Source organism: Saccharopolyspora sp. ID03-671, from assembly GCF_045278815.1.
GTDB classification, from domain to species: domain Bacteria; phylum Actinomycetota; class Actinomycetes; order Mycobacteriales; family Pseudonocardiaceae; genus Saccharopolyspora; species Saccharopolyspora ipomoeae.
Map to the genome: position 1 here is coordinate 6,770,846 of NZ_CP134054.1, position 26,066 is coordinate 6,796,911.

Consider the following 26,066-nt stretch of genomic DNA (forward strand, 5'->3'; position numbering starts at 1 on the left):
TCGTGGTGTCGTACGAGATCGGCACGATCGAGCGCTGTTTCACGGGGGTTGCCGCGATTTCCACACGGTCTCTGGTTCTAACCGCGGGTTCGACATGCGGGAGCGGGAGGACGAAGCGGTCACGGTAACGGTTGATCGGCTCGGGGGTTCCGTCGCTGATCGTGCTGGGCTGCCGCCACGCTGGCCGGATTTCGAGCGGGAGTAACTCTGGTTCTGCTGTCTTGGGACTTCCCGTACGACATGAGCAAGGCCTTCGTCGCCTGTGCGATCTGTGTGGAGGCTGTGCCGTCGCCGTAGGGCGACGGGAGTTCGGCGAGTCTGGCATTGATGTGGGTACGGTGGTAGATCCACGTATTGGCGGTAGAGCTGATCGGCCCGTCCTGGTGCAGCCGGGTGCCGAAGGTGTCCTCGACCTCCGGACGCTCATTACTACGGCGGATGATGAGAATTGGGGATTTGAGGACGGCCGATTCCTCCTGGATACCCCCGGAATCGGAGATCACCAGTGCCGATTGGTGGATCAACGCCAGCAGGTCCGGGTACTCAAGTGGTCCGGTCATCCGGAGGTTCGGCCGTGGTGTGTCAAGTCCGGAGTGGATGATTCGTCGCTGCGTTCTGGGGTGCAGCGGAATGACGACGGGGATGTCGATGGCGGAGAGCTCGCTGAGGATTATCGCTAGAGCGGTTGGGTTGTCGGTGTTTTCGGGGCGGTGGAGCGTTGCCAGAGTAAAGGGACCCGTTGGGAGGCCGAGCTCGGCGCGGAGTATTTCCCCTCGTCGGGCGCCGGGGAGCGCATTCTGGATAGCCTCGACAATGGTGTTCCCGGTGATGGTGATCCGGTCTGGGGGGATGTTCTCGGCTCGGAGGTTGGTGTGGGCCTGGGGTGTGGGCGCGCACGCCAGGTCACTGAGGTGATCGAGCAGGATGCGATTGTGTTCTTCGGGCATGGTGCGATCGAAGCTGCGGAGTCCGGCTTCGACGTGAACCAAGGGGGTGTCGGTGGCGTTGGCGGCGAGTCCTCCTGCGAGGGCTGACGTGGTGTCGCCTTGCACGATGACGGCGGCGGGGCGGTACCGGCGGAAGACCCGATCTAGCTCGGCGGTCATCGACCCGAGCTGTTGTCCTCTGGGCGCGTCGCGGTGCGGGCTGAGGGTGAAGTCTGGGTGTATGTGGCCGGTCATGCCGGCGGTGTGGTGTTGACCGGTGTGGATGGTGAAGGCCTCAGGCCCGAGGGTGTGAACGACTGGGGCGAGTTTGATGGATTCGGGGCGGGTGCCCACCACGACCGCGATGCGCATGTCTTGCCTTCCACTACCAGAAGAGGTGTGTTCGCTCGCCGTCGCTGTAGCGGCGGGCGGCGATGAACAGGCGTAGGTAAAGCTGGTCGAGAGCGAGGTAGTTGGGCACGAGATCGGTCCGGGCGAGGACGCCTTCGGTGTATTTCAGGCCGTGTTCGGTACGGGTGGCGAACCGGGCTGACGTTTTGTCGCGGGTGCCGTCGGCGAGAGCGGTGGCGTCGTCCAGGTCGAGTTCGACGAGTCCGGAAACTTCGGCGTCAGCGAGTGGGATCTCTTCGATGTCGACGTCGAGCGGGAGGAGGTGCCAGTGCTGGAACTCGCGTTCGATGTAGTCCGGCGCGAGGGTGGCGGCGGTCTGTCGCACGCCGATGGGGTGCAGATCGACGTAGGTGGTGGGGAGACCGAGTTCCTCGTGGATTTCGCGGACGCCATCGCGGATGGTTTCGCCAGCGTGGTAGTGCCCGCCCACGGTGATGTCGGCGTGGTCGGGCCGGTCGAAGGTGTAACGCCCGGGAGTCTTCTTCTGGAGGAGGATTCGGCGGGTGTGGGGGTTGAGTGCCAGTGCGGAGAAGGTGCGGTGCCAGAGTCCCTGGCGATGCGCCTCCTTCTTGTCCTCGGTGCCGATGTGCTCGTAGCGGTCGTTGAAGATGTCGATCAAGGTCACGGCTGTTGAGCTCCTGTTGCCGGTAGTTCGTTGGGGTTGAGGTTCCAGTAGGTGGTGAGCGTGTGGTGGTAGCGGTGTGGATCGCCGACGGTGACCCAGTGTCCCGCGATGCGGTGCACACCGACGTGTTCTTCAGTGGCGAGTTGGCTGGTTGCGATGCCGAGGTCGACTTCGCCACCAGCCAGATCGGAGGGCCGGAGCCGGTCGAGGATGGAAGGCCGTAGCAGCAGACGTGACACCACGGCCAGGGGCTCGGTCACGGCCGCGGGAGCGGGACGCTGTCTAATTCTGAGGAGTCGTTCGTCGGAGTCGATGTCGATGATGCCGAAGGACCGGGTTTCGCTCGGGTCCACGTGTGCGGCTGCCACGACGGCCTCGGTATCGGCGCACATGCGGTGCATGGTGGCGAGGTTGTAACCCGGGCGTGGCTCGGCGAGGAGTATGTCGTCGCCGAAGGCGACGGCGAACATGGTGGTCTTGGTGAGCCGCTCTCGGAGGGTGAGCAGTGGAGTGGCATTGCCGTAGCCGTGGCTGAGGTCTTCCTCGACGGTGCTCACGGGCAGGCCCTCGGCACGGAGGGCGTGCATGTGGCCGGAGACGATGCGGTCGCCTGGGCGGGTCACGACGATGACCTCGGTGGCTCCGGCCTCCAGGCACTCGATGACGACGTGTTCTACGGCGGGGGTGCGCCCCAGTGGCAGCATTTCTTTGGGCACGATGTCGGAGAAGGGACGGAACCGGGTGGCGGCGCCTGCGGCGGTGACCACCGCGGGAAAGCCTACTGTGGGCATGCTGGGCTCCAGCTGAGGTTGGCGAGCGCTCGTGTGAGCTCTTCTGGCGAGTTGCGGATCCCGAATCGGATTTCCACGCAGGCGACCCGGGTTACGAGACCTCTGATGAGCTGGAGGGAACGGCCTTGCAGGTCCGCGTCCGGGGTTGTGCGTGGTACGAGCCAGGGCCGCTGCCAGAACTCGTCGTGCGGTGTGAAGCAATTGGCTCGCAGGGTGTCCTCGGTCTCGGCTTCCGACAACGTTCGGAGGCGGAGTGGTTCGGTGCTGTCGCTGAGGCGCGGAACGAGGATGGTGTTGAGCCACGATTCCGCGGTGATCGATGTGTTCAACGCGCTGGCGTATTCGCGGGCGGTGAACGCCGCCTTCTTCGCTGTCCCGAAACGCCGGGGTAGCTGCGCTACTGCGGGTTGAGGGCGAGACGAGGTGGAGGCTGCTTGGGTGAGTTCGGGGACGGACTCCAGGGTGCCTCTGGCGACCGGTACCGGTAAGGGGACGGCGACCATGCGCCCGCTGGGCTGCACGATCACGCGATCATTGGACAACACAGCCGCCCGCGTAGCGCGAATCAGCTGTGTCAGCAACGTGGTCTTGCCTGCGGAACGGGGACCGCATATCAGGACTCCGTGGCCTGCGAGGTCGGCGCCGCCCGCGTGGAAGACCGTGCCCCCGTGATCTTCGTGGGTCCGCAGCATCGCTTCGCGCATCAATCGCAGCGGGTAACCGTCGCGAGCTCCGCGAGGCAGGTAGAGCTCGATGTTCCGATGGTGCACGCGGACGGCGTAGGCATCGACTTGGTGCTCTAGCGCGTCTGCTTTCACCGCGTAGTTGCGTGCACCAGAGGGTTCGCGTGCCTCGAGTAGCATCACTCCTGGTATTGGCTCGATTCGCTGTGTATCAGGCGCTTGCCGGATGAGTCGGGTGAGCTCGCGGAATTGAGCTTCGTAGGGGTACATGGCCAAGTGGAACGTGCCGAGATTGTCATCGCCGAGACACGGGGCGGGCAGGTACTGCTCCAAGTACTCGTGTTGGCGCTGCGCCCAGGGCATGGGTGCTGTGAGGGTGACTGCGAGGTCCCCTAGATGGAAGGTTCGGGTCACTTCGGATCGAGTGGTCATCGCTGGGACTCCCGGAGTCGGCGTGCGACCGAACGAATGCGCTGATACCGGTGGAACTCATCGAGTTGTTTGAAACCCAGCACCGAGGTGAGAGCGAAGAACTCGTGGACGCTCGCGACGTCGACTTCGCCCTTGGCCGCTCGGACGGCGAGCGCACGTCGGGCGTGGAACCACAGGGCGGGAAAGCCCGGATCGGGTGCGCCGGTGGGGATTTCCTCATGGACTGGGAGGAGTGCCCGTGCTGCGTCAGGGTGGGCACTCAGGAGTGCACGCAGGGCGTAGCTGATAAGGGCGTCGAGCACGACGGGGGTGTCGAAGCACAGGACGTCAAACAGCTCCTCGAATCGAGTCACTGGGGTGGGGCACACGCTCGGCACCAGTGGTGGCAGCACGTCGACCAGAACCGGCCTGCCATTTTCGAGGCAGAAGTTGGCGAGGTTGGTGTCGATTCGGGCGTCGGTTCCCTCGAGAGCGCATACCCAATGGCCGATTTCGGCGATGGCCTCGGCGAAGGCCGTAGGGTCGGATTGGCTGGAGTCATCGAGCAGTGTGGGGCCGGGCATCCACCGGTGTCGGACCGTCAATGGACGGGAGGAAACGACGTGTAGATCGTCTGCAAGGCGCACACCGGCCGATTGCAGGGAGTCGAGGTACGAATGCATCCCTGCGGCGCCGGTTGAGGTCATGGCATCGACGAACCTGCCGCCGGCGGGGTGGGAGCCGTTGGCGAACTTGGTGACGTCGGTGCCCGCACGGCGGTGGGTGCTGAATTCACCCTGGCAACTCATGAAGTTCCTGTTCGCTCGTTGAGGAACTGGTCGGCGGTGTTGACCATCGCGCGGAACTCACCGATGGGGTTGAGTCCGAGCTGGCGGGCGAGCTCGTCACATGCCGCGATGACAGATGCAGAGGCTGTTGACAGAGTCCGCGGTGTGCCTTCGGTGCGATGCCGGTACCGGTGGTGGACCATGGCCGCCTCCGACAGTCCGCCAGCGGCTACGAGCAGCCGAAGAAGGGCCTCGACGTCATTGGTTGCTTGCGGACTGCGGTTGGGTGTCGCGGGTTCGAAGTGCGCGAGCACGGGGATACTCAAGGCCGCGAGCACGATGTCGGCCAACTCGTCTCCGATATCGACGATCGGACGGTGCGGATCGTCGTAGTCAGAAACATCGGTACCGTGCTGACGGAGCAGGCACAGGCTCAGGTGTCCGACCTGCGCGGACAGTTCGGCCGCCGCGGTGACCGCATCCCATTGCTGTGGCGCGGTTGCCGCGAATCGCTGGCGCAGGCGCTGGACTTCCGGAAGCACCTCGTGCAGGTGATCGCTGAGCGCGGTGCTGGTCATCCGAGGACCACAGGCGTTGCCCCAGCGGTACCGCTGCTCCAGTACGCGTCGGTACCGTTCCTACGGACTCGTACCCGAACGCCGAGGTCCTGCGTCAGCGCTGCGGCGAGGCTCGTATCGATCGTCGCATCGATGACCACCTCACGGCTGCCATCGGCCACGGTGTACGGGGTCCAGGACAAGCCCCTGCGGGCCAAGGCCGCGTCGATAGCGTCGGTCGTTAGCTCGGGCCGCTGGGCATCGGCGACGGTGCAGCGCTCGCGCTGGGCGATCGGACAGTGGTTGCGCACCCGGCACACCTCACTGCCGAAGATGCCGAAGGACTCCGGCTGGTCCAGGACGAATGCCAGGGCGCACGAGTTGGTGTGGAAAAGAGGATAGTCGGGGTTCAACTGCCAGGTGCGGTGGATGAACTCCCAGAACGCGCGGGGATACACCCCTTCGGCCTCGGTCACCTCCGGCCTGGCCGTGAGCTCGGGCCAGACCTGCGCCAGCCGCGTGAGGGCGTCTTTTTCGACCTTCAGTCCGGCCGCGATCGTGCAGCGTGCGTAGCGCGCCGCGTGGTCGAGGACTCGGTGCATCGTGTCCGGGTCGGCTGAGTCCGGGAATGCCGGCCGCCAGTAGTGCACGATCGGAATCCCGGCCTCGGCCAACCTCGGGAAGTTCTCGGCGAGGGCCTCGTGCCGGATCCCTCGCTCGATGTCGCGTCCAAGACCGGAGTAGCTCAGGTACACCAAGACGGTCAAGCCCCGCTTCCGAGCAGTTGCGATGGTCGCGAGGGTGTCGTCGGGAACATGGCATTTCGTGATCAGGATGATCGGGTTGGGCACTTTCCGCCGAACGAGTTCTTCCAGCAGTTCGGCCAGGTGGCGGCGCGAGTCGGGTAGGGCCATCACGTCGGTCCACGTGTACAGCGCGACCGGACGCGGTGGTGCGTAGAACGAGGAGTTCAGCAGCAACTCCACCGACCGTGCCGCAGAAACGAGGTGCTTCGGTGGCACGGCCGTTTGACCACGCTCGTTGAGGAAGCAGTACGTGCACCTTTTCGGGCAGCCCTGCACTGGATTGAGCGCGATCCATGTGGCGTGCTGATCAACGATCGGTGTCCACGTCCGGGCGTGACCCGTGCCGGACTCGACTGCTGATGTTCCCGGATCTGCGACGTCAGCCATCAGTTCCTCCTCACATCTGTTATGCGGAGGAACCTATTGCGATTACCCACTGGTAACCCGAGCTGTCCGTCCGGGTAGCCCAGCGGTCGGGGTTCAGTCGGGATGAATACCCAGTCTGTCGGCGAGGCGAGCTGCCTCCTTGGCGGTGGTGCGCCTGGCGTTGCGGATGACCTCGTTCAAGACGCTCTGTGCAGCGGGCCGGTAGGCGACGTCTTCGGGTGCGTCACGTGCCGCGCTCTGCAGGATCACCAATGCGCTGCCGTAGTCCTTGCTGCGTTGGAACGCCCGTGCCTGTTCGAGGAGGAAGGCAACGCGGCGCTCGATCGAAGGTGAACGCTCGTAGTCGATGCTCTCGGCGAGCTCGGACGCCTGCCTGGTTTCACCGGCTTCAGCCTCGATGCTCACCGTATGCATCGCCACGTTGGTGGGCCCGAAGGCCGTCCACAAGGTGTTGCATTCCGCGGTCTTCCACGCCACCGGCGCCACCGACCGGATCCGCTCCCGTGCCGTCCACAGCGCCCGACGACGCACTGCGGCCACACCCGCGACGAGGATCAGCGAACCGTGTACGGCTGCCGGCTCAGGGCCCGAGCTGTTCCGGAGCTCTTCGGCCGCGGTCATCGCGATGTCCTCGGCCACATCGTGATGACCTTCGGCCAGTGCCGCATGAGCCAGGTTCCAGTGCGCCGCGCCAATGCGACGAGCATCGCCACTGGCCCGCGCCGCGCGCAGGGACCGGTCGGCGGCGAGCAACGCCAGATCCACGCGGCCTGTCCGTTTGGCAACAGTGCGCGTCAACCCGTAGAGATCGGCAGCGGCACGGTAGCCGTCTCCGAGGTGACCCGCGTCACTTGCGGGGCCGAGCAGCTGCTCGACCTCCCCGATTAACCGGGGAAGAAGCCTACTGACCTGGCTATATCGTGTCGGTGACGATTGCCAGATCCACCATGCCTTGTTGATTTGAACGCGAAGGTCAGTGACCGGCAGCGGTTCTGCATCAATGGCCGGAGGCAGCGTCATGGCCCGGTGAAGGGCCTCACCCGCAGCGTGGTGGGTCTGGGAGACCGGTTCCCGGGGGCTTCCCTGGATCAGAGATGCTGGTGGCACACCGAGCGCATTGGCGATCAACACTAGTACCGCGACAGTGGGGAGTTTCTTACCCCGCTCGATCTGGTAGAGGTAATCGGTGGTGATCCCGGCCAAGCCGGCGATCACCACCTGCGTCTTCTTACTGGCGAGTCGGTGGAACCGAACTCGGTCGCCCACGTCTAGCGCAAGTTGATCGACCATGCCGCTGCCCCAGTCTGACCAGACGTCCCAGGGTGATGCTACGGCATCGATCACCTGCGAAACTGGACCGATGAAAGTCGACGGTCGGACGCGTTTGGTGCTCTGGGACATCGACCACACCTTGATCGAAAGCCGCGGGGTGGGGCGTGAGATCTACCAGCGAGTCTTTCCCCGGGTGACCGGCCAGGCGTTGCGTGAACTCGCCACCGTGCACGGACGCACGGAGCTGGACATCATCCACGACACCCTTCGGCTCCACGGCATCGAACCCACCGGCCAGGCCGTAGGCGACCTGGCGAACGCCCTCGCTGACGGCTACCGCGCCGCCCAAGACGAACTGCGAGAACGAGGCCGCGTCCTGCCCGGCGCGCGGGAGGCGCTCCAGGCACTCACCGAGACCCCCTGTGTCCACCAAAGTGTGCTCACCGGCAATACCACCGAGGTCGCCCGCATCAAGCTCGATACCTTCGGGCTCACCGCCTATCTCGACACGTCGATCGGGGCTTACGGCGACGACCACCCTGACCGCGCCGAACTCGTACACATCGCCCGTGTCCGCGCAGCCGACGAGCTCGGCGAGGTAATCGCGGCACACCAGGTGATCCTGATCGGAGATACCCCCAGCGACGTCGAAGCCGCACTCACTGCGGGCGCTCAGATCATCGCTGTGTCCACCGGCAAGTTCACCGTCCTCGACCTACAGGCCGCTGGTGCTGCGACCGTGGTGAGCAGCCTCGCGGAAATCCCGAACCCGAGCACGTTCTAACTTGAGAGCCGGCGCCGGGCGAGGTCCAGGCGTGTGCTTGTCTGGGTGCTGCTCCATTTGGGCGATGTGTGGCGACCACGGCCGCACCGGCTCGACGCCAGCAGTTACGCTCCCGCGCGGTCTCGTTGAAGATCACGAGGCGTAGGCGTGCTGTGTGGGGGCGTGACTGTTGGACGGGCCGGGGTTTCACGTCGACGTCGAGGTCTTGGAGGCGGCAGCGAGGGCGATGGGGGAGATCGCTGCTGACCAGAACGCCACGGAACTCGCGGAGCTGTGTGACGGCAATGCGCAGACGATCGGCAGCGACGTGATGTGCGAGGCGCTCGTGTCGTTCTGCGAAACCGTGAGCGAGGGCATCGACTACCTGGTGGACAAGGCCGAGGACACCGGGCAAGGCCTGTCCGAGGCGGCCACCACCTACCGGGAAGCCGATCACGCCGCGATGCAGCACCTCGGCGGCGATCCGGCTGCCGCGGCGATGGACGAGCACTTCTAGGGCACGGGGATGGTTGACCGCCAGGAGTTGGGCGAGGCCGAGCGCGGTGACGAACTCGTTCCCGGCAAGGTGGAGGCCCTGTACCGGTATGCGCAGGTGCTGCGGGACCGCGCGACCGATGTGATCGCCGACGCCGAGGCCCTCAAGCGCATTGATACGGGTGCGTGGACGGGGCCGGCTTATGAGGCCTATGCCGCCGACAACGCGAACCAGTGGCCGAGGTGGCTCAAGCTCGGCGACGCGCTGGCCTATGGCGCGCAAGCTGTCGAGAGTTACGCGAATTGCCTGGGCTGGGCCCAGATGCAGGCCAACAACGCCGCGGAGCTCTACCGCCGTGGCCAACAGCTGACCCGGCAGGCCGGCCAGGCCCATGATCAGGCGGTCGCTGAGTTCAACTCGGGTCGCGCTGCTCCGGGTGCGTTGCCTCCGGTGTTTCAGGATCCGGGGGAGGAGTATCGGCAGGCGGCGCGTGAGTTGCTGGAGCGTGCACGTCAGCAGCTCGAAGCGGTCGCTGATGAGTCGGCGAAGGCGCTCAACGGGATGGCTGAGGCGGTGCCGACGGAGGACGAGGAGTCCACCGGCGAAACCGTCGCGCACGCGCTGACCGACGCGGCCGGGTTCATCCCGGTTATCGGCGATGCCGTCGACCTGGCCCACGCCGGGGTGTATGCCCTGCAAGGTCGGGGTACGGAAGCGGCGCTGACCGCGGCGGCCGCAGTCCCGTTCGCCGGCTGGGCCGCAGGCGGCTCCAAGCTCGGCAAAGCGGCCACGAAGATCGGTGAAGCACTCGCGGTTGGGGAGAAGGCCCGCTTCGGCTGGTCCGACCGCATCGGCCGAGACGCTTACCGGGCGAACTTCTTCGACGCCTACCCCGATCTCAAGGGCAAGGTGTGGGTGCATCACGCGGTCGAGCAGCAGGCGATGAAAAAGCAGTACCCGGAGCTGGACATCACCCCGAATGAGATGCATTCCCTTGATAATCTCCGGGGGATCCCGAAAGAGATCAACGGTGATGTGCACCTGCGCAAGATCCGGTCGGAGTGGGACGAGTTCTACATCGACAACCCGAACCCCAGTAAGCAGGACCTGTTGGACAAGGCGACTGAGATCGATAACAAGTTCGGTCACCAGTTCAACCCACCCGTACGGTAGGTGATCATGTTCTATCGGCTGCGACCCGACGTTCCCGGCGCCCTAGCGGACGAGACCGTGCTGGACACCTCGGTCCGCCCACCCCGGGTGGAGGGGACCCTCTACTACGAGATCGACAACTGGTTCGGGGATGACCTGATCACCGCTCACCCGTGCTTCCTCTTGACCGAGAAGATGGCCGCGGCCCTGGCGGGTTCCGGACTCGGCGCGTTTGAGATTCGTGGAGTCGAGATCACCTACGGCGAAGAGGCCCACGAACGCCTCGAACGCCACGGGCTGACCGAGTTTCCTGAGTTCCGCTGGCTTTTCGTCACCGGCACAGCAGGCCACGACGATGTGGGGCTCACGCCCCGAGGACGCCTGGTCGTTTCCGATGCAGCGCTCGACATCTTCCGCCAGGGCAACCTCGACGGATGCGCGATCGAGGAATACGACCCCGACACCCATCGGTGAACCTTCAGTGCCCTCCCGCTGACTCAGCGATGGGGTTGAAGGCTCCTGCGGAGAAAGTGCGGTGCCAGAGTCCTTGGAGGTCGGCTTCCTTCTTGGCTTCGGTGCGATGTGCTCGTAGTGGTCGTCGAAGATCGCGATCAGCGTCACGTTTCGTGAGCCCCTGGTCCAGTTGATTCCCGCCAAGGACGGGTTCGTGGTGCCTCCACCGTCATCATCGAGTGAGCGAGTGGCCTGCTGAAGGAAGCGAGCATGATCCATCGACTGCGGCGCGGACGTCCGGGCACACGGAGGGGAAGCGCTATCGGCGATGCTCACCTGGGCCGCAGCCGATCGAAGTATGAGTTGAATGAAATGCAAGCTTCCACGGAGCAACGCCCCTGGTCAAGAAGTGTGCTCCCCGCGCATGCGGGGATGATCCGTCCTGTACGTCGACGAGTTCGCCGCGCCCTTCGTGCTCCCCGCGCATGCGGGGATGATCCGCGCTGACCGACGAGAACGCCCGGCTGAAGGAAGTGCTCCCCGCGCATGCGGGGATGATCCGGCCGCAACGGATGCGTTGAACGCGGCCATGGGGTGCTCCCCGCGCATGCGGGGATGATCCGCCGGCGTCCGCACCCTCGGGAAATCACCGAGCGTGCTCCCCGCGCATGCGGGGATGATCCGGTTCGGCGGTTCACCCTGATCTGCTCGCGCTCGTGCTCCCCGCGCATGCGGGGATGATCCTTTCAGCCTGAGTTCGCCTCTGGCGGTTCAGGGGTGCTCCCCGCGCATGCGGGGATGATCCCTCGGTGAGGTGGCGCGAGTAGTTGAACGCCACGTGCTCCCCGCGCATGCGGGGATGATCCCCCCGACATGGGTGGGATTCGGCGCGAGGAGCTGTGCTCCCCGCGCATGCGGGGATGATCCAGCAGCGGTGTTCCACGTGACGTTGGTGCTGGTGTGCTCCCCGCGCATGCGGGGATGATCCACTGGGTGACCGGCCATACCTGATGGTCCGGACGTGCTCCCCGCGCATGCGGGGATGATCCCACGGGCGTGACGTTCAGGTCAGGCGCCTCGGCGTGCTCCCCGCGCATGCGGGGATGATCCCACCACCACCGCCCGCAACGACGTCACGTCGTGTGCTCCCCGCGCATGCGGGGATGATCCGTTGCCGATGCCGCTCAACAAGCTTGAGGAGACGTGCTCCCCGCGCATGCGGGGATGATCCGAGCAAGGGCGAGACGCCCACCCCCCAGACTGAGTGCTCCCCGCGCATGCGGGGATGATCCGCTCTTCCCGGTTCCGGCGGGGGCCACGATCACGTGCTCCCCGCGCATGCGGGGATGATCCGCTGGTCGAGCACCTGCTCGTCGCTGACCCGGCGTGCTCCCCGCGCATGCGGGGATGATCCGTGACCCTGGAAGCCGGGGTGTATCGCTGCTGGGTGCTCCCCGCGCATGCGGGGATGATCCGCTGCACCTGGCGGTGATCGGCGAGACCGGCGCGTGCTCCCCGCGCATGCGGGGATGATCCGTGTTTGCGGTGGGTCGATCCGTCGTCCAGCTCGTGCTCCCCGCGCATGCGGGGATGATCCGGCCTGTCCGGGGGTCTGTCCAAGGTGTGTCCGGTGCTCCCCGCGCATGCGGGGATGATCCGGCGTCCAGCTCCGTTCAGGGGATCGGGTAGTGGTGCTCCCCGCGCATGCGGGGATGATCCGCCGAACCGCTCGCCCAACGCCGCGCCGGTCCAGTGCTCCCCGCGCATGCGGGGATGATCCCGGCGCCCCGAGGGCGGGCGCTGGCGACAGGATGTGCTCCCCGCGCATGCGGGGATGATCCGCTCTGGGGCGGGACTGGCGTGTCGCGGTCGACGTGCTCCCCGCGCAGGCGGGGATGATCCGAACCTCCCGTCACGCGAGCGGCGTTGCTTCGCGTGCTCCCCGCGCAGGCGGGGATGATCCGCTGACCAAGGGCCCGAAGGACGAGAAGGTGACGTGCTCCCCGCGCAGGCGGGGATGATCCGGCGACCCAGAGGCCGGTGCACCAGCGGCAGGAGTGCTCCCCGCGCAGGCGGGGATGATCCGATAGCGAACCTACTTCTCCGACAGAAGGAGATGTGCTCCCCGCGCAGGCGGGGATGATCCGCTCAACGGCAACAAGTTGAGGATCACGTCGTGGTGCTCCCCGCGCAGGCGGGGATGATCCCTCGATGGGCCAGGTCCCCGAGGCGATCGGGTCGTGCTCCCCGCGCAGGCGGGGATGATCCGACCCGCGTACTCGTCGCGGTCAACGTCGAGCTGTGCTCCCCGCGCAGGCGGGGATGATCCGGCCACGGCCGAGCGCCTGGCGGAGTTCTGGGGGTGCTCCCCGCGCAGGCGGGGATGATCCGGCGGCCGAGAAGGAAACGAAGTCGAAGGCGGGGTGCTCCCCGCGCAGGCGGGGATGATCCCTTGAAACCCGGCACGGGTAAGACGACGACGGCGTGCTCCCCGCGCAGGCGGGGATGATCCCGCCTGGCTGGCGTCGACCGGGTCCATCTTGTCGTGCTCCCCGCGCAGGCGGGGATGATCCCCGGAACCGGCGTGCGCCGTTCCGGGGCTCGAAGTGCTCCCCGCGCAGGCGGGGATGATCCGTACGCCCCCTGCTGCCCGGCGCGCCCGGCAGCGTGCTCCCCGCGCAGGCGGGGATGATCCCCGGAACCGGCGTGCGCCGTTCCGGGGCTCGAAGTGCTCCCCGCGCAGGCGGGGATGATCCGTCGACGGTGCGTGCGCCGATGGACACCCCGGCGTGCTCCCCGCGCAGGCGGGGATGATCCGAGCTGGAGAAGCCTGGTCAGTCGCAGAACCAGGTACTCCCCGCGCAGGCGGGGATGATCCGCGGGGGCAGGATCTGGGGGACGCGGCCGCGGCGTGCTCCCCGCGCAGGCGGGGATGATCCGAGCTGGAGAAGCCTGGTCAGTCGCAGAACCAGGTGCTCCCCGCGCAGGCGGGATGATCCGTCGTGGGTTTGCGGGTTGCTGAGGTGCCGGTGGTGCTCCCCGCGCAGGCGGGGATGATCCGGTGTGGTGCGGGGGCTGGGTCGGGGTCCAGCCGTGCTCCCTGCGTAGGCGGGGATGATTGCCGGGGGCGACAACACCCTGCTGGGCGTGCTGGGTTCCGAAGACGTCCGGACGGGTTGCTGATTTTGTTCACCAGGAGGTCTCACGCAGCCGGGCTGAGCCTCTCTCACGGTCCGTGCTCAGTGATCAATGGCAAGACCGCACGGATGGCGTAGTCGGTTCCGTCATTTTTTGTCGGGGGCTTGTGGCAGCGTGCTGCGGTAACTGATCGTTTGTTCTGGTACTGGTGTGGTGGACGGTGACAGGGGTTTCTGAAGCGGGCTCTGGGTTGAGTCGGGCTGCTCGGTCGGTGTGGGCGAAATCCGTGAACGCGGAGGGTGAGTGGCTGCCGTTGTGGCGGCATATGGACGATGCCGCATCGATGGCGGGGTTGTTGTTCGATCGTTGGTTGGCGCCGTCGGTGGTGCGGAGGCTCGCTGCGGAGTTCGGCGGCAGCGTCGAGGAGGCGCGGACCGCGGTGGTGTTTCTTGCCGGCGCGCACGATATCGGTAAGGCCACGCCCGCGTTCGCGATCCAGCACGACACGTTGGCGCAGCGTATGCGTGATCGTGGTCTGTACAGTCCGCCGTCGAAGCGGGACCTTGTGGACCGCCGGCTTGTGCATCATTCGCTGGCCGGGCACCACATTCTGATCGAGTGGTTGACCGCAAATGGGTGGAGTCGGGGCCGGGCGCGATGTTGGGGAGTGGTGCTGGGTGGGCATCACGGTGCGCCTCCGGATCCGGTGACCGAGATGAACTCTCCGGAGTTCTACGAGGAGTGTTACGGCACCCATACCTGGCGGGATGTGCAGACCGAGCTGTTGGAACGCGTGGCAGCAACCACGGGCGCCGCCCGGTTTCTGCAGCGGTGGCAGAACGTGATGCTGTCGGCGGGGTTCCAGGTGTTGGTGACCGGTTTGGTGATCGTGGCGGATTGGATCGTCAGTAACGAGGAGCTGCTGCCGTACCTGCGGGACGACCTGCCCGAGGTGATCGACGACCCTCAACGGGTAGCGCGTGCGCTGGGTCGACTGCGGTTGCCTGAACCGTGGCGGCCAGGCGGTGTGCCGGAGCAAGTAGGCGAGTTGTTCCGGACGCGCTTCGCACTTCCGAAGGAAGCGCAACCGCGCCCGGTGCAGCACGCCGCGTGTGAGGTCGCGAAGAACGCGGCCGAACCCGGGCTGATGATCGTCGAGGCGCCGATGGGGGAGGGTAAGACCGAGGCGGCGTTGGCCGCGAGCGAGATCATGGCGGCGAAGTGGGGCGCGGGCGGGGTGTTCGTGGCGTTGCCGACGCAGGCGACCAGCGATGCGATGTTCGCTCGGGTTGTCGACTGGCTGGACGCGTTGGGTGATGACGGCCAGCAGGTTGCAGGCGCGATCACGCTCGGACATGGAAAGGCTCGGTTCAATCGGCTTTTTCAGGGCCTTGTACGTGGATCGCGGATCGAGGTTGGTCGGGACGACGCGCACGGTGGGCGGCGGCATGCGGTGGCGGTGCACTCGTGGCTGTCGGGCCGGAAGAAGGCGTCGCTGGCGAACTTCATGGTCGGCACGGTTGACCAGCTCCTGTTCGCGGGCTTGAAATCGCGACATTTGATGCTTCGGCATCTGGGGCTTGCAGGCAAGGTCGTGGTCCTTGACGAGGTGCACGCCTACGACGCGTACATGAACTCGTATCTGACCCGGGTGTTGACGTGGTTGGGGGCGTATCGGGTCCCGGTTGTGGCGTTGTCTGCGACCTTGCCGTCGGATCGGCGGCGCGCGTTGTTGGAGGCCTATCGTGAAGGTCATCGGTTCGGAGTCGAGGGGAAGCCGGTCGAGTTTCCCGACATTCCGTCCACGTTGAACGGGGATATCGGCTATCCCGTGGTGTCGTGGTCCGAGGGAGCGGAGGTGCGTACGCGGGCGGTCGAGCCGTCGGGACGGCGCACGGACGTGGCCCTGGAGATTCTCGACGGCGGGGTCGACGACGATCTCGATGCGGTGGTCGCGCTGCTGCGGGACACCCTCGCCGATGGCGGGTGCGCCGCGGTCGTGCGGAACACGGTTCGGCGGGTGCTGGCGACCGCGCGTCGGCTGGAAGAGCAGTTTCCTGGCGAGGTCACGGTCGCGCATTCGCAATTCCTGATTGCCGACCGGATGCGCTCCGACGGTGCCTTGCTGGATCGCTTCGGCTCGCCCTCGCGTGCCACCCGACGGCCCGGGAGGCATATCGTCGTGGCCTCGCAGGTCATCGAGCAGTCCCTGGACGTCGACTTCGACCTGCTGATCACCGACCTCGCCCCGATTGATCTCGTGCTGCAGCGCATGGGCCGGTTGCACCGGCACCAACGAGGCGAGGGACAGAACAAGCGGCCCAAGCCGGTGCGGCAGGCGCGCGCGCTCGTGACAGGAGTTGATCTGTCCGGTGAGGTTCCTGAATTCGAACTCGCTGCCGCCCGCCACATCTACGGCGAGCACGCATTACTGCGCTCGGCGGCGGTGCTGTTGCCCCGCCTCGGCGGCCAGATCGCGTTGCCTGGGGACATCCCAACGTTGGTCCAGCGGGCCTATGGTGCCGAGCGGATCGAGCCCGAAGCCTGGCGGGACGCGAGTGCTGAGGCGCTTGCGCGGTCACAGGAGAAGACCCGCGCCCGAGAAGACAAGGCCGGCAATTTCCAGATCGCGGAGCCCTCCAAGCCGGGTAAGGCGATCGTGGGGTGGGTGTCTGCCGATGTCGGGGACACCGATGACGAGGGGCAGGGCCAGGGACAGGTACGTGACGGGGCACCGACGCTTGAGGCGATCGTGGTGTGTGAGGACGACGCCGGGCGCTGGCGGGTGCCTGAGTGGCTGTCGGACGGCGCGGAGTTGAGGGTGCCGCGCGAGGAGACACCAAGCGAGGAACTTGCGCAGGTCCTGGCCGCATGCGGGCTCCGGCTTCCGCTGGAATTCAGCAACGCCGACGCGGAAGAGGAACTGTGGGCGGCGACGCCACCGGAATGGGAGTACTCGCCGTCGCTGTACCGGACCCCGGTGCTGGTCATCGACGAAAACGGCCGAGGGGAACTGGCCGGCCGCCGCTTCCGCTACACCCCGACTCTGGGGCTGGAGGTGTTCAGCACGACCGACGACGCATGAGCTGGAGGGCGTTGGCGACGAGATGTGAACGGACTGGGGATGTCGACGGATTTGAGTTTCGATCTGCTGGACGAGCCGTGGATTCTGGCGCTCGGCTTGGACGGGCGGCAACACGAACTGTCCTTAGTAGAGATGCTGGAACGAGCACCGGGCCTGGGGATGATCAGTGGTGAGGTGCCGACGCAGGCCTTCGCGATCACGCGGCTGCTGCTGGCGTTCCTGCACCGGGCGCTCGACGGGCCGGAAGACCAGGACGACTGGGCGCAGCTGTGGTCGGAAACCGAGCTCCCCATGGATCGGGTCCGTGCGTATGGCGATCGGGTGCGTTCCAGGTTCGATCTCTTCGATCCGGATACTCCGTTTTTCCAGGTCGCTGGGCTGCACACGGCGAAGAACGAGGTCGCGGGCCTGGAGAAGCTGATCGCGGACGTGCCCAATGGGGAACCGTTCTTCACGACGCGGTCGGCGGCGAGTTTCCGCAGCATCCCGGCGGGGGAAGCGGCTCGGTGGTTGGTGCATGCGCACGCCTTCGACACCTCCGGAATCAAGTCGGGCGCGGTCGGGGATCCGAAGGTCAAGGACGGCAAGGGTTATGGGAGCCGTCCGGGATGGTCCGGGCAGATCGGTGGAGTGCTGCCGCAGGGCGCGAATCTGCGCGAAACGTTGGTGCTGAATCTGATTTCGAGGGATGCGTCGTTCGTGCGTCTGGGTGGTTCGAAGGATTTGCCGCCCTGGGAACGGGAGGCGGACGGGCCGGGGTGGGCCGAGGAACGTCCGCCTGCGGGAGCGATCGAGCTGTATACGTGGCAGACACGCCGGGTTCGGCTGGCCGGCGACCGGTCCGGAGTGAGCGGTGTGGTTCTGGCCAACGGCGACAAGATCGTGCCGCAGAACCGGCACGGTCTCGAACCGCACACCGCTTGGCGTTACAGCGAGCCGCAGTCGAAGAAGCTCAAAACGACCACGTACATGCCCAACGAGCACCGTCCGGAGCGGTCGGTGTGGCGGGGGCTGGAAGCGATGTTGCCGTCGGTCTCACCCCGGCGCGGGCCCGCCGGAGACGCGCAGAAGTTCCTGGCCCCCGGCGTGCTGCAGTGGCTCGGCGACCTGGCCCACGAGGGACACCTCCCCTCGACCTACGCCCCGGCACTGCGGGTCTTGGGCGTCGAATACCGTGCGAAAGAGACGACTTTCGCCGAGATCGTCGATGATGTGCTGCCGGTGTCGGTGGCGTTGTTGTCACAGGACCATCCGGCGCTCGGCCGGCTGGCCCGGGACGCCGTCGACGACGCGCGCGGGGTTGCGCGTGCGGTGTGGCGGCTGGCGGAGAACGTCGCACAGGCCAGCGGTGCCGAACCGAAATCCGGTGCGGGTGATCGGGCGGAGGAGGCGTTGTTCTCCCTGCTGGAGACCCCGTATCGGGAGTGGGTCGTGGCGCTGGGGCCGGACACCGACCGGACCGAGGCCCGTCGCGCGTGGCAACGCACCGTGCGCGACGCGGCGTTTCCCGTCGTGGACGAGCTGGTCGAGGCCGCGCCACCCGTGGCATGGACGGGACGGATGATCCAGAAACGCCTGGTCAACGTCGCGATATCCGAGGCGTGGTACCGGGCAGCAGTGCGCAAGGCATTGCCGTTGGCGTATTCGGATAGGCAAGTGGAGGAAGCGGGATGACGACCACGGAGCAACGACCGGTGCGGCCGCGGCGGCTCGGCGACCTGGGATTCGCGCTGGACCGGCATCTGACGCGACTCCAGAGCGACTACCTGGCCGACACTTCCCTGGCGAAGGCCACGCTGGCGAAGCTGCGGCGTGGTCTGGGGAAACCGGCCGGGAGTGTGCCGGAGATCTGGGACATCACCATCGGCGCGATTCCCGAATCGTTGCAATGGGACGGGGACGCGCCCAGCCGGGCTGAGAGGCCGCGCACGCCGCGTTCGTGCTGTATGCGCTTCACCAGCAGTCCTCGCGCACCGGAGTGCACGTGCCGGGGACATCCTTCGGCAGCGCGGCGGGGCGCCTGCGGCATTCCGACGACCGCAGTGGCGAGGCCGTGACCCGCCGGTTCATGGCGGTCTCGACCGCCGAGTCGGTCGAGGAAGCCCTGGTCCACATGCGCGGTCTGATCAGCCAGTTGAAATCCGCGCAGCTCGGCTTCGACTACGCCGCGTTGGCCGATGACCTGCTGAACCTGTTGACCCCGGGCCGCGCGAACAGGGTGCGCCTGGCGTGGGGCCGTGATTTCTACCGGACCGCGCCGGAAAGCGCGGAACCCGAGTCCACCGACGATGGTGAGGAGTGAGGACTGCGATGAGCAGGACGTTGATCGACATTCACGTGGTGCAGACCGTGCCGCCGAGCAACATCAACCGCGACGACACCGGGAGTCCGAAAACCGCGGTGTACGGTGGAGTGCGGCGTGCCCGGGTGTCCAGTCAGGCCTGGAAGCGGGCCGCTCGCGTCCGCTTCAACGATCACTTGGATCCCGCCGAGGTCGGGGTCCGGACCAAGCGGGTCGTGGAGTTGCTGGCCGCGGAGATCACCCAGCAGAACCAGGAGTTGTCGGAACGGGCGGTCGAGCTGGCCACCGACACGATCAAAGCCGTCGGCATCGAGGTCAAGCCACCGTCCAAAGAGGAGCTTCCCGAAGCCGGCTACCTGGTGTTTTTGAGTCGACGCCAGATCCAGAACCTCGCTGCCCGGGCAATCGAGCACGCTGACGCCGACAACGTGGCGAAGGCGCTCAAGGACGCCAAGGTGAAGGAGGTCGCCGACCGGGAGCACTCGGTCGATGTGGCGTTGTTCGGCCGGATGGTCGCTGACCAGGCCGACATCAATGTCGACGCCGCCGCCCAGGTTGCGCATGCGATCAGCGTGCATCCGGTGGAGACCGAGTTCGACTACTACACCGCCGTCGACGATTTCCAGGACGATGACGAGACTGGCGCCGGAATGATCGGCACGGTCGAGTTCAACTCCTCGACGCTCTACCGGTACGCCACGGTCGACGTGGACCGCCTGGCCGACAACCTCGGGAGTGTGGTCGCGACCCGGCGTGCGGTGGAGGTGTTCGTCGAGTCGTTCGTGCGCTCGATGCCCACCGGGAAGCAGAACACCTTCGCCAACCGCACCCTGCCCGAGGCCGTGGTCGTGCTGGCCCGTGATGGGCAGCCGATCAACCTCGTCGGCGCGTTCGAGAACCCGGTCCGCGAAACCGCCACGACGGGCCGGACCAAGCTGGCTGCCGACGCACTGCGTGACGAGGCCAAGGAAATCGAGCGGGCTTACGGAGAGACTCCGATCGCCAGCTGGGTTACGCGCGTGGGCGCGGACACCGCGAGCCTGGACGAACTCGGCGAGTCGGTCGGGCTGGCCGAGCTTGTTGAGCAGGCCGGCGCACTGGTGGCTTCCCGCGCGGGGGAGGCCTCATGACGGTGGTCGCACTGCGGCTGGCCGGGCCGATGCAGTCGTGGGGCTCGGGCAGCCGATTCGTGCGGCGCTCCTCGGAGCGCGAGCCCACGAAGAGCGGAGTCCTCGGGCTCGTCGCGGCGGCGAAGGGCATTCGCCGCACCGACTCGCTCGAAGAGATCCTGGACCTCCGCTTCGGCGTCCGCGTGGATCAGCCCGGCCGGCTGATGCGGGACTTCCAAACCGCGCAACGCCCGAAAACCAACCGCGACGGCTCGGTGAGTTGGACGTCGATGCCATTGTCGCACCGCTACTACCTTTCCGACGCGGTGTATGTCGCGGTACTGGAAGGGGAGAGCGCGTTGGTCGAGGGAATCGACGCGGCGCTGCGGCGGCCCGAGTTCCCGTTGTATCTCGGCCGGCGCTCCTGCCCACCGGCCGGGCCGGTGGCGCTGGGTGTGTTCGATGGCGATCTCGGCACGGCGTTGGCATCGATTCCGTGGCAGGCGGGTTCGCGTGAGCAGCGGCGTCATCGCGAACGGTCCGTGCGGGTCGCGACGATCTGCGATGCGCCGGTCGGGGTGGCCGGGGCGGAGATGGTGCGGGACGAACCGGTGAGTTTCGACCCGAACCGCAGACAGCACGGGTGGCGGCCGATCACGCGGGACGTCGTGGAGCTGCCCAATCCGCACGGGGTCGTCGACACCGTCGAACACGATCCGATGTCGGCCCTGGGAGGATGAGGTGTTTCTGACGAAGATGCCGCTGAACCCGCGGCGTCGCGCGGCCCGGAACCTGCTGGCGTCGCCGCAGGCTCTGCACGCTGCGGTCCTCGCCGGGTTCTCCGACCCGAGCCCGAGCGACGAGGGCCGGGTCCTGTGGCGGCTGGACACCTACGACCAGCACCGAGTTGTGCTGTTCACGGCAAGTCCGGGCAAGCCCGATTTCACGCACCTGGTCGAACAAGTCGGCTGGCCCACCACCGAAGCCTGGGACACCCGGCCCTACGACGGACTGCTGGAGTCACTGCGGCTCGGTCAGCAGTGGCAGTTCCGGTTGACCGGCAACACCGTCCATTCCGGCCGCCGTGAGTCCTGGTCGGACACCAAACCCATCGGACACGTCACCGTCGACCAGCAACAACGCTGGCTGCGCGACCGCGCCCAGCGATGCGGATTCCGGATCGCCGAGACCACCGCGGGCGTCGAGGAACCGGTGCCGGATTGCCGCGTCGTCGAGCGCGGCACGCGACGGTTCAACCGCCAAGGCGCACGCGTCACGATCGCCACGGCCACCTTCGAAGGCCGCCTGGAAATCACCGACGTGCCAGCGTTCCGCCAGAGCCTGACCTTCGGCATCGGCCGCGCGAAGGCCTATGGCTGTGGGCTGCTCACGATCGCGAAACCCGCCGCACGAGCATGAACGCGATCAGCAAGAGAACCACGCAACCCCGCGAACTGGTGCGGGCAGCGGACCGGATCTCGTTCCTGTATCTCCAGCGCTGCGTGGTCAACCGGGACAGCAACGCGATCACGGCCACCGACGAACGCGGCACCGTCCACATCCCCGCGGCCTCGGTCGGAGTGCTGCTGCTCGGGCCGGGCACGACGGTGACCCACCAGGCGATTGCGTTGCTGTCCGATAGCGGATCGACCGTGGTGTGGGTGGGGGAGCGGGGCGTGCGGTACTACGCGCACGGTTCCTCCCTCGCCCGCACCTCCCGATTGATCGAGGCGCAAGCCGAAGCCGTCAGCAACCAGCGCTCACGATTACGTGTTGCCCGGACGATGTATGAGATGCGGTTCCCGGGCGAGGACGTTTCCGGGCTGACGATGCAACAGCTGCGCGGACGCGAAGGGGCCCGGATCCGGCGGGTGTACCGGGAGAACTCCGAACGCGCCAGCGTCGAATGGACCAGACGAGACTACGACATCGACGATTTCGAGGACGGTGACCCGATCAACCAGGCGCTGTCCGCGGCGAATTCAGCGCTGTACGGCGTGGTGCACTCGGTGATCGTGGCACTGGGCTGCTCGCCGGCGCTCGGATTCATCCACACTGGACACCACCGGTCGTTCGTCTACGACGTCGCCGACCTCTACAAGGCCGAACTGACCATTCCCGTCGCCTTCGATGTCGCCTCCGACTGCGAACTCGAAGTCGGAGCCGAAACCCGGCGGGCCCTCCGCGACGCGCTCCACGACGGGAAGTTGTTGCAACGGTGCGCCCGGGATGTCCAGCGTTTGCTGCTCGATCCTGAACAGGTAGGCGAGAACGAGGACGATCTATTCGACGTCGACATCGTCTCGCTGTGGGACGGCCGTGACGGCGCGGTCTCCGGTGGCACCTCCTACGGAGGTGAATGGTGACCGTCATCGTCCTCACCGCCGTGCCACCCGGACTGCGCGGACACCTCACGCGCTGGCTTCTGGAAATCAGCCCCGGCGTGTTCGTCGGACACATTTCCGCCCGGGTTCGCGAGGAGATGTGGACGAGGATCGTGGAGTTCGTCGCCGAAGGCCGCGCACTCATGGTGCACTCGGTACGCGGCGAACAACGCCTCGCATTCCAGGTACACGGTCACGACTGGACACCGGTCGACTTCGACGGGATCACGCTGATGCGGAGGCAGAGCACTCCGGACTACGTGCCATCGGCCTACGCGCCGGCCGTCCAGCGCAAGGACCAGCCGAGCCCGGGAACCGCACCCACGTCACCATCGGCACCAAACGCCGAGACAGTCTGGAAACGCCGCAATGCCAGGCGCAAATTCAAACGCAAGAACGAGTGAGTGCCCAGAACGGAGAACCGCGTGCGCCGCGAGCCACACCCGCCGAGCAAGTTAAAGGAAAATTGCCCCCGCGGTTAGAAACACCGCAGGTCAATAAGTGTGCTCCCCGCGCAGGCGGGGATGATCCGGTGCCCGCCATCGCGCACCCCCAGCCCGAAGTGTGCTCCCCGCGCAGGCGGGGATGATCCGTCACTTAGGCTGTTGGTCATGCTGAGGGTGACGTGCTCCCCGCGCAGGCGGGGATGATCCCCCTAGGTTACCCCTGGGTGACCTCTGCGAATAGTGCTCCCCGCGCAGGCGGGGATGATCCGCGGTCAAGAACTGCGGGCACCGGCGTGGCCTCGTGCTCCCCGCGCAGGCGGGGATGATCCGTGCGCCCGCGACCCCACCATCTGATCGGAGCCGTGCTCCCCGCGCAGGCGGGGATGATCCGCCCTAGCCGGTTCCGGCTGGGGCTTTTTTGTTGTGCTCCCCGCGCAGGCGGGGATGATCCGTTCTCCGCGCACCAGGCGGCCAGGGCACCGCCGTGCTCCCCGCGCAGGCGGGGATGATCCGGTATCGATGTCGCGACCGGCACCGGCCGCTTCGTGCTCCCCGCGCAGGCGGGGATGATCCGTTCTCCGCCTCCGCGGAGAACCGGGCCGGGTCGTGCTCCCCGCGCAGGCGGGGATGATCCCGCTGAATCACACGCAGCTGACCGGTCGCCAGCGTGCTCCCCGCGCAGGCGGGGATGATCCGACCTGTTCCAACATGTCCTTGATCGCGCCCGGGTGCTCCCCGCGCAGGCGGGGATGATCCGATCGTCTCCCACGTGGCCTCCCCCCACCCAGGGTGCTCCCCGCGCAGGCGGGGATGATCCTGCTGATCACAGAGCTGTGGCGGTGGGTGTGGAGTGCTCCCCGCGCAGGCGGGGATGATCCGGCACGCTGACCGACACGTGCGTGGGCCTGGAGGTGCTCCCCGCGCAGGCGGGGATGATCCGCCGGTCACGGTCGAGTACGCCGCGTCTGTGGAGTGCTCCCCGCGCAGGCGGGGATGATCCCCCGAAGCCGCACCTGGTGGTCCCCTTCGGTGGGTGCTCCCCGCGCAGGCGGGGATGATCCGCCCGCACCGCGTGGCTGATCAACGGCGTGGTCGTGCTCCCCGCGCAGGCGGGGATGATCCGCGGGACAGGTAGCGGATCGGCATGTCCGCGATGTGCTCCCCGCGCAGGCGGGGATGATCCGGTGCCGGACGGGGACAAGATCGCCATCACCGGGTGCTCCCCGCGCAGGCGGGGATGATCCCTCGCCTCGGCGAAGCGCTTCGTTTCGGGCGTTGTGCTCCCCGCGCAGGCGGGGATGATCCGTTCTCGATCCGGGTGAGCCCGTTGCAGGTGGTGTGCTCCCCGCGCAGGCGGGGATGATCCGGGCCACCAACTCGGCCCCGGTCGGACCTGCACGTGCTCCCCGCGCAGGCGGGGATGATCCGCTCGACCAGCTTCCGGAGTGGGTCGCGCTGGAGTGCTCCCCGCGCAGGCGGGGATGATCCGTTCGCCTCCGCACGTCTCTACGCCGCGCAGGCGTGCTCCCCGCGCAGGCGGGGATGATCCTCGCGAAACGCCGTCCCCTCGAGAAAGGAGGAAGTGCTCCCCGCGCAGGCGGGGATGATCCGCTGGGACAGAATGTCCCAACAGTGTTCAAGGGGTGCTCCCCGCGCAGGCGGGGATGATCCGGGGTCGGACACCGACAGGCCGCAGCGCGCGGCGTGCTCCCCGCGCAGGCGGGGATGATCCGCCCAGCGCATGGTCTGCAGGGTGTCCTCGGCCGTGCTCCCCGCGCAGGCGGGGATGATCCCTCCTTGAGCGGCCGGTCACCGATGCGGGTCCCGTGCTCCCCGCGCAGGCGGGGATGATCCGGAATCTTGATCATGGCGACGATCAGCGTGAACGTGCTCCCCGCGCAGGCGGGGATGATCCCCGGTTCGCCGCAGCAGCGCACCACGTTGGACTGTGCTCCCCGCGCAGGCGGGGATGATCCCTCCTGCCGGACATCATTCAAAGTCGCCTTCAGGTGCTCCCCGCGCAGGCGGGGATGATCCCGATCGTGAGGGCGTTAGCCCACTCTTCGAGCAGTGCTCCCCGCGCAGGCGGGGATGATCCCCCTCGCCGATACCGGGGATTTCCCCGCTGACCGTGCTCCCCGCGCAGGCGGGGATGATCCGCGCTGGATGGCCTTCGTGTTCGGGGTGAGCCCGTGCTCCCCGCGCAGGCGGGGATGATCCGGAGGGGTAGGCCACGACCCACCGGTAGCCGTCGTGCTCCCCGCGCAGGCGGGGATGATCCGACGGTCACGAGTTCAGCGTCATCGTTGGTCATGTGCTCCCCGCGCAGGCGGGGATGATCCGGCTGAGTGCACCCGGTGTGTGGTGTTTTCGGAGTGCTCCCCGCGCAGGCGGGGATGATCCGTACACCGATCCCCGGCGCCCGGCCTTGGTGCCGTGCTCCCCGCGCAGGCGGGGATGATCCACGGTGCGACGGGTGAGCCGTGGCAGCCGTGCTGTGCTCCCCGCGCAGGCGGGGATGATCCGAGAAGGTCATCAACCGCAAGCCCACCCTCGCCGTGCTCCCCGCGCAGGCGGGGATGATCCCAGGTTGTCGGCGGTGATGGTGCGCTCGGCGAGGTGCTCCCCGCGCAGGCGGGGATGATCCCGCATACCGGGGCCTTTCGTTACTGTTTTTCGTGTGCTCCCCGCGCAGGCGGGGATGATCCCTTCATCGCGAAGCGGGTCGAGTTCAGCGCGTCGTGCTCCCCGCGCAGGCGGGGATGATCCGCTCTGGTGTTCGATCATGAAGTTGATCGGCGAGTGCTCCCCGCGCAGGCGGGGATGATCCGACCCGGCAGGCGTACTGGGCGTCACGGATCCAGTGCTCCCCGCGCAGGCGGGGATGATCCGCGAAGCCACCAGCTGATCGGCTGATCGGCCATGTGCTCCCCGCGCAGGCGGGGATGATCCGGGCGGCGACGTCATCGCGAACATGGGCTACACGTGCTCCCCGCGCAGGCGGGGATGATCCGACCCGCGCCGGGCAGCTCGCCGCCTACCGTGAGTGCTCCCCGCGCAGGCGGGGATGATCCCACGGCG

19 protein-coding genes, 1 pseudogene and 2 CRISPR repeat arrays (1 of these 22 cut by a window edge) are annotated in these 26,066 nt (G+C 67.0%); of the genes and pseudogenes, 12 read left to right on the forward strand and 8 right to left on the reverse strand.

All coding sequences use genetic code 11. From position 1 onward, the window contains the following. Nucleotides 1-119: 119 nt before the first annotated feature. The 8 genes from wecB to REH65_RS31550 form a co-directional block, all read right to left on the reverse strand. Nucleotides 120-1,298: a non-hydrolyzing UDP-N-acetylglucosamine 2-epimerase gene (gene wecB, locus REH65_RS31515; RefSeq protein WP_406690379.1), complete on the reverse strand. Its 1,179-nt coding sequence runs from the start codon at nt 1,296-1,298 to the stop codon at nt 120-122. Nucleotides 1,299-1,311: 13 nt separating this feature from the next. Further along, complete coding sequence (locus tag REH65_RS31520) at nt 1,312-1,962, reverse strand: NUDIX domain-containing protein (protein ID WP_406690380.1); 651 nt, start codon at nt 1,960-1,962, stop codon at nt 1,312-1,314. After that, a complete protein-coding gene (locus tag REH65_RS31525; RefSeq protein WP_406690381.1) occupies nt 1,959-2,753 on the reverse strand; it encodes a sugar phosphate nucleotidyltransferase in 795 nt (264 codons plus the stop codon). Before REH65_RS31525 ends, REH65_RS31520 begins: the two co-directional genes overlap by 4 nt. Next, nucleotides 2,741-3,769, reverse strand: a complete 1,029-nt coding sequence (locus REH65_RS31530; RefSeq protein WP_406690382.1) for a hypothetical protein — start codon at nt 3,767-3,769, stop codon at nt 2,741-2,743. Before REH65_RS31530 ends, REH65_RS31525 begins: the two co-directional genes overlap by 13 nt. A 95-nt stretch (nt 3,770-3,864) precedes the next feature. Then, a complete protein-coding gene (locus REH65_RS31535; protein WP_406690383.1) occupies nt 3,865-4,656 on the reverse strand; it encodes a hypothetical protein in 792 nt (263 codons plus the stop codon). Further along, nucleotides 4,653-5,213, reverse strand: a complete 561-nt coding sequence (locus REH65_RS31540) for a hypothetical protein (protein WP_406690384.1) — start codon at nt 5,211-5,213, stop codon at nt 4,653-4,655. The genes REH65_RS31535 and REH65_RS31540 overlap by 4 nt, the downstream gene beginning before the upstream one ends. After that, on the reverse strand, nt 5,210-6,385 hold the full coding sequence (locus tag REH65_RS31545) for a hypothetical protein (RefSeq protein WP_406690385.1): 1,176 nt from the start codon (nt 6,383-6,385) through the stop codon (nt 5,210-5,212). The genes REH65_RS31540 and REH65_RS31545 overlap by 4 nt, the downstream gene beginning before the upstream one ends. Before the next feature lie 93 nt (nt 6,386-6,478). Beyond that, the gene (locus REH65_RS31550) at nt 6,479-7,729 is read right to left on the reverse strand and encodes a helix-turn-helix domain-containing protein (protein WP_406690386.1); all 1,251 of its coding nucleotides are present in this window, start codon (nt 7,727-7,729) and stop codon (nt 6,479-6,481) included. Between the two features lie 16 nt (nt 7,730-7,745). On the opposite strand from REH65_RS31550, the gene REH65_RS31555 reads away from it, so the two are divergent. The 12 genes and pseudogenes from REH65_RS31555 (at nt 7,746) to cas2e (ending at nt 22,943) form a co-directional block, all read left to right on the forward strand. After that, the gene (locus REH65_RS31555; RefSeq protein WP_406690387.1) at nt 7,746-8,441 is read left to right on the forward strand and encodes an HAD family hydrolase; all 696 of its coding nucleotides are present in this window, start codon (nt 7,746-7,748) and stop codon (nt 8,439-8,441) included. Between the two features lie 169 nt (nt 8,442-8,610). Beyond that, complete coding sequence (locus REH65_RS31560) at nt 8,611-8,937, forward strand: hypothetical protein (RefSeq protein ID WP_406690388.1); 327 nt, start codon at nt 8,611-8,613, stop codon at nt 8,935-8,937. A 9-nt stretch (nt 8,938-8,946) separates the two neighbouring features. Then, nucleotides 8,947-10,089 carry a putative T7SS-secreted protein gene (locus REH65_RS31565; protein WP_406690389.1) on the forward strand — a complete coding sequence of 381 codons (1,143 nt, stop codon included), beginning with the start codon at nt 8,947-8,949 and terminating at the stop codon, nt 10,087-10,089. Between the two features lie 57 nt (nt 10,090-10,146). Further along, nucleotides 10,147-10,542 carry a hypothetical protein gene (locus tag REH65_RS31570; protein WP_406690390.1) on the forward strand — a complete coding sequence of 132 codons (396 nt, stop codon included), beginning with the start codon at nt 10,147-10,149 and terminating at the stop codon, nt 10,540-10,542. 390 nt (nt 10,543-10,932) lie between these two features. After that, nucleotides 10,933-13,461: a CRISPR direct-repeat array (repeat unit 28 nt; unit sequence GTGCTCCCCGCGCAGGCGGGGATGATCC). A 484-nt stretch (nt 13,462-13,945) separates the two neighbouring features. Beyond that, a complete protein-coding gene (gene cas3, locus REH65_RS31575; RefSeq protein ID WP_406690391.1) occupies nt 13,946-16,744 on the forward strand; it encodes a CRISPR-associated helicase Cas3' in 2,799 nt (932 codons plus the stop codon). A gap of 39 nt (nt 16,745-16,783) precedes the next feature. After that, nucleotides 16,784-18,418 carry a type I-E CRISPR-associated protein Cse1/CasA gene (gene casA, locus REH65_RS31580; protein WP_406690392.1) on the forward strand — a complete coding sequence of 545 codons (1,635 nt, stop codon included), beginning with the start codon at nt 16,784-16,786 and terminating at the stop codon, nt 18,416-18,418. Next, a pseudogene (casB, locus tag REH65_RS31585) lies at nt 18,415-19,046 on the forward strand (type I-E CRISPR-associated protein Cse2/CasB). Before casA ends, casB begins: the two are co-directional and overlap by 4 nt. 8 nt (nt 19,047-19,054) lie before the next feature. Next, nucleotides 19,055-20,176 (forward strand): type I-E CRISPR-associated protein Cas7/Cse4/CasC, encoded by a 1,122-nt coding sequence (cas7e, locus tag REH65_RS31590; RefSeq protein ID WP_406690393.1) that lies wholly within the window; start codon nt 19,055-19,057, stop codon nt 20,174-20,176. Beyond that, on the forward strand, nt 20,173-20,895 hold the full coding sequence (cas5e, locus tag REH65_RS31595) for a type I-E CRISPR-associated protein Cas5/CasD (RefSeq protein WP_406690394.1): 723 nt from the start codon (nt 20,173-20,175) through the stop codon (nt 20,893-20,895). The genes cas7e and cas5e overlap by 4 nt, the downstream gene beginning before the upstream one ends. 1 nt (nt 20,896) lies before the next feature. Then, nucleotides 20,897-21,574 (forward strand): type I-E CRISPR-associated protein Cas6/Cse3/CasE, encoded by a 678-nt coding sequence (gene cas6e, locus REH65_RS31600; RefSeq protein WP_406690395.1) that lies wholly within the window; start codon nt 20,897-20,899, stop codon nt 21,572-21,574. Between the two features lie 83 nt (nt 21,575-21,657). Then, on the forward strand, nt 21,658-22,521 hold the full coding sequence (gene cas1e / locus REH65_RS31605) for a type I-E CRISPR-associated endonuclease Cas1e (protein ID WP_406690396.1): 864 nt from the start codon (nt 21,658-21,660) through the stop codon (nt 22,519-22,521). Further along, a complete protein-coding gene (gene cas2e, locus REH65_RS31610; protein WP_406690397.1) occupies nt 22,515-22,943 on the forward strand; it encodes a type I-E CRISPR-associated endoribonuclease Cas2e in 429 nt (142 codons plus the stop codon). The genes cas1e and cas2e overlap by 7 nt, the downstream gene beginning before the upstream one ends. Before the next feature lie 99 nt (nt 22,944-23,042). Then, nucleotides 23,043-26,066: a CRISPR direct-repeat array (repeat unit 28 nt; unit sequence GTGCTCCCCGCGCAGGCGGGGATGATCC) (it continues 1,153 nt past the right edge of the window).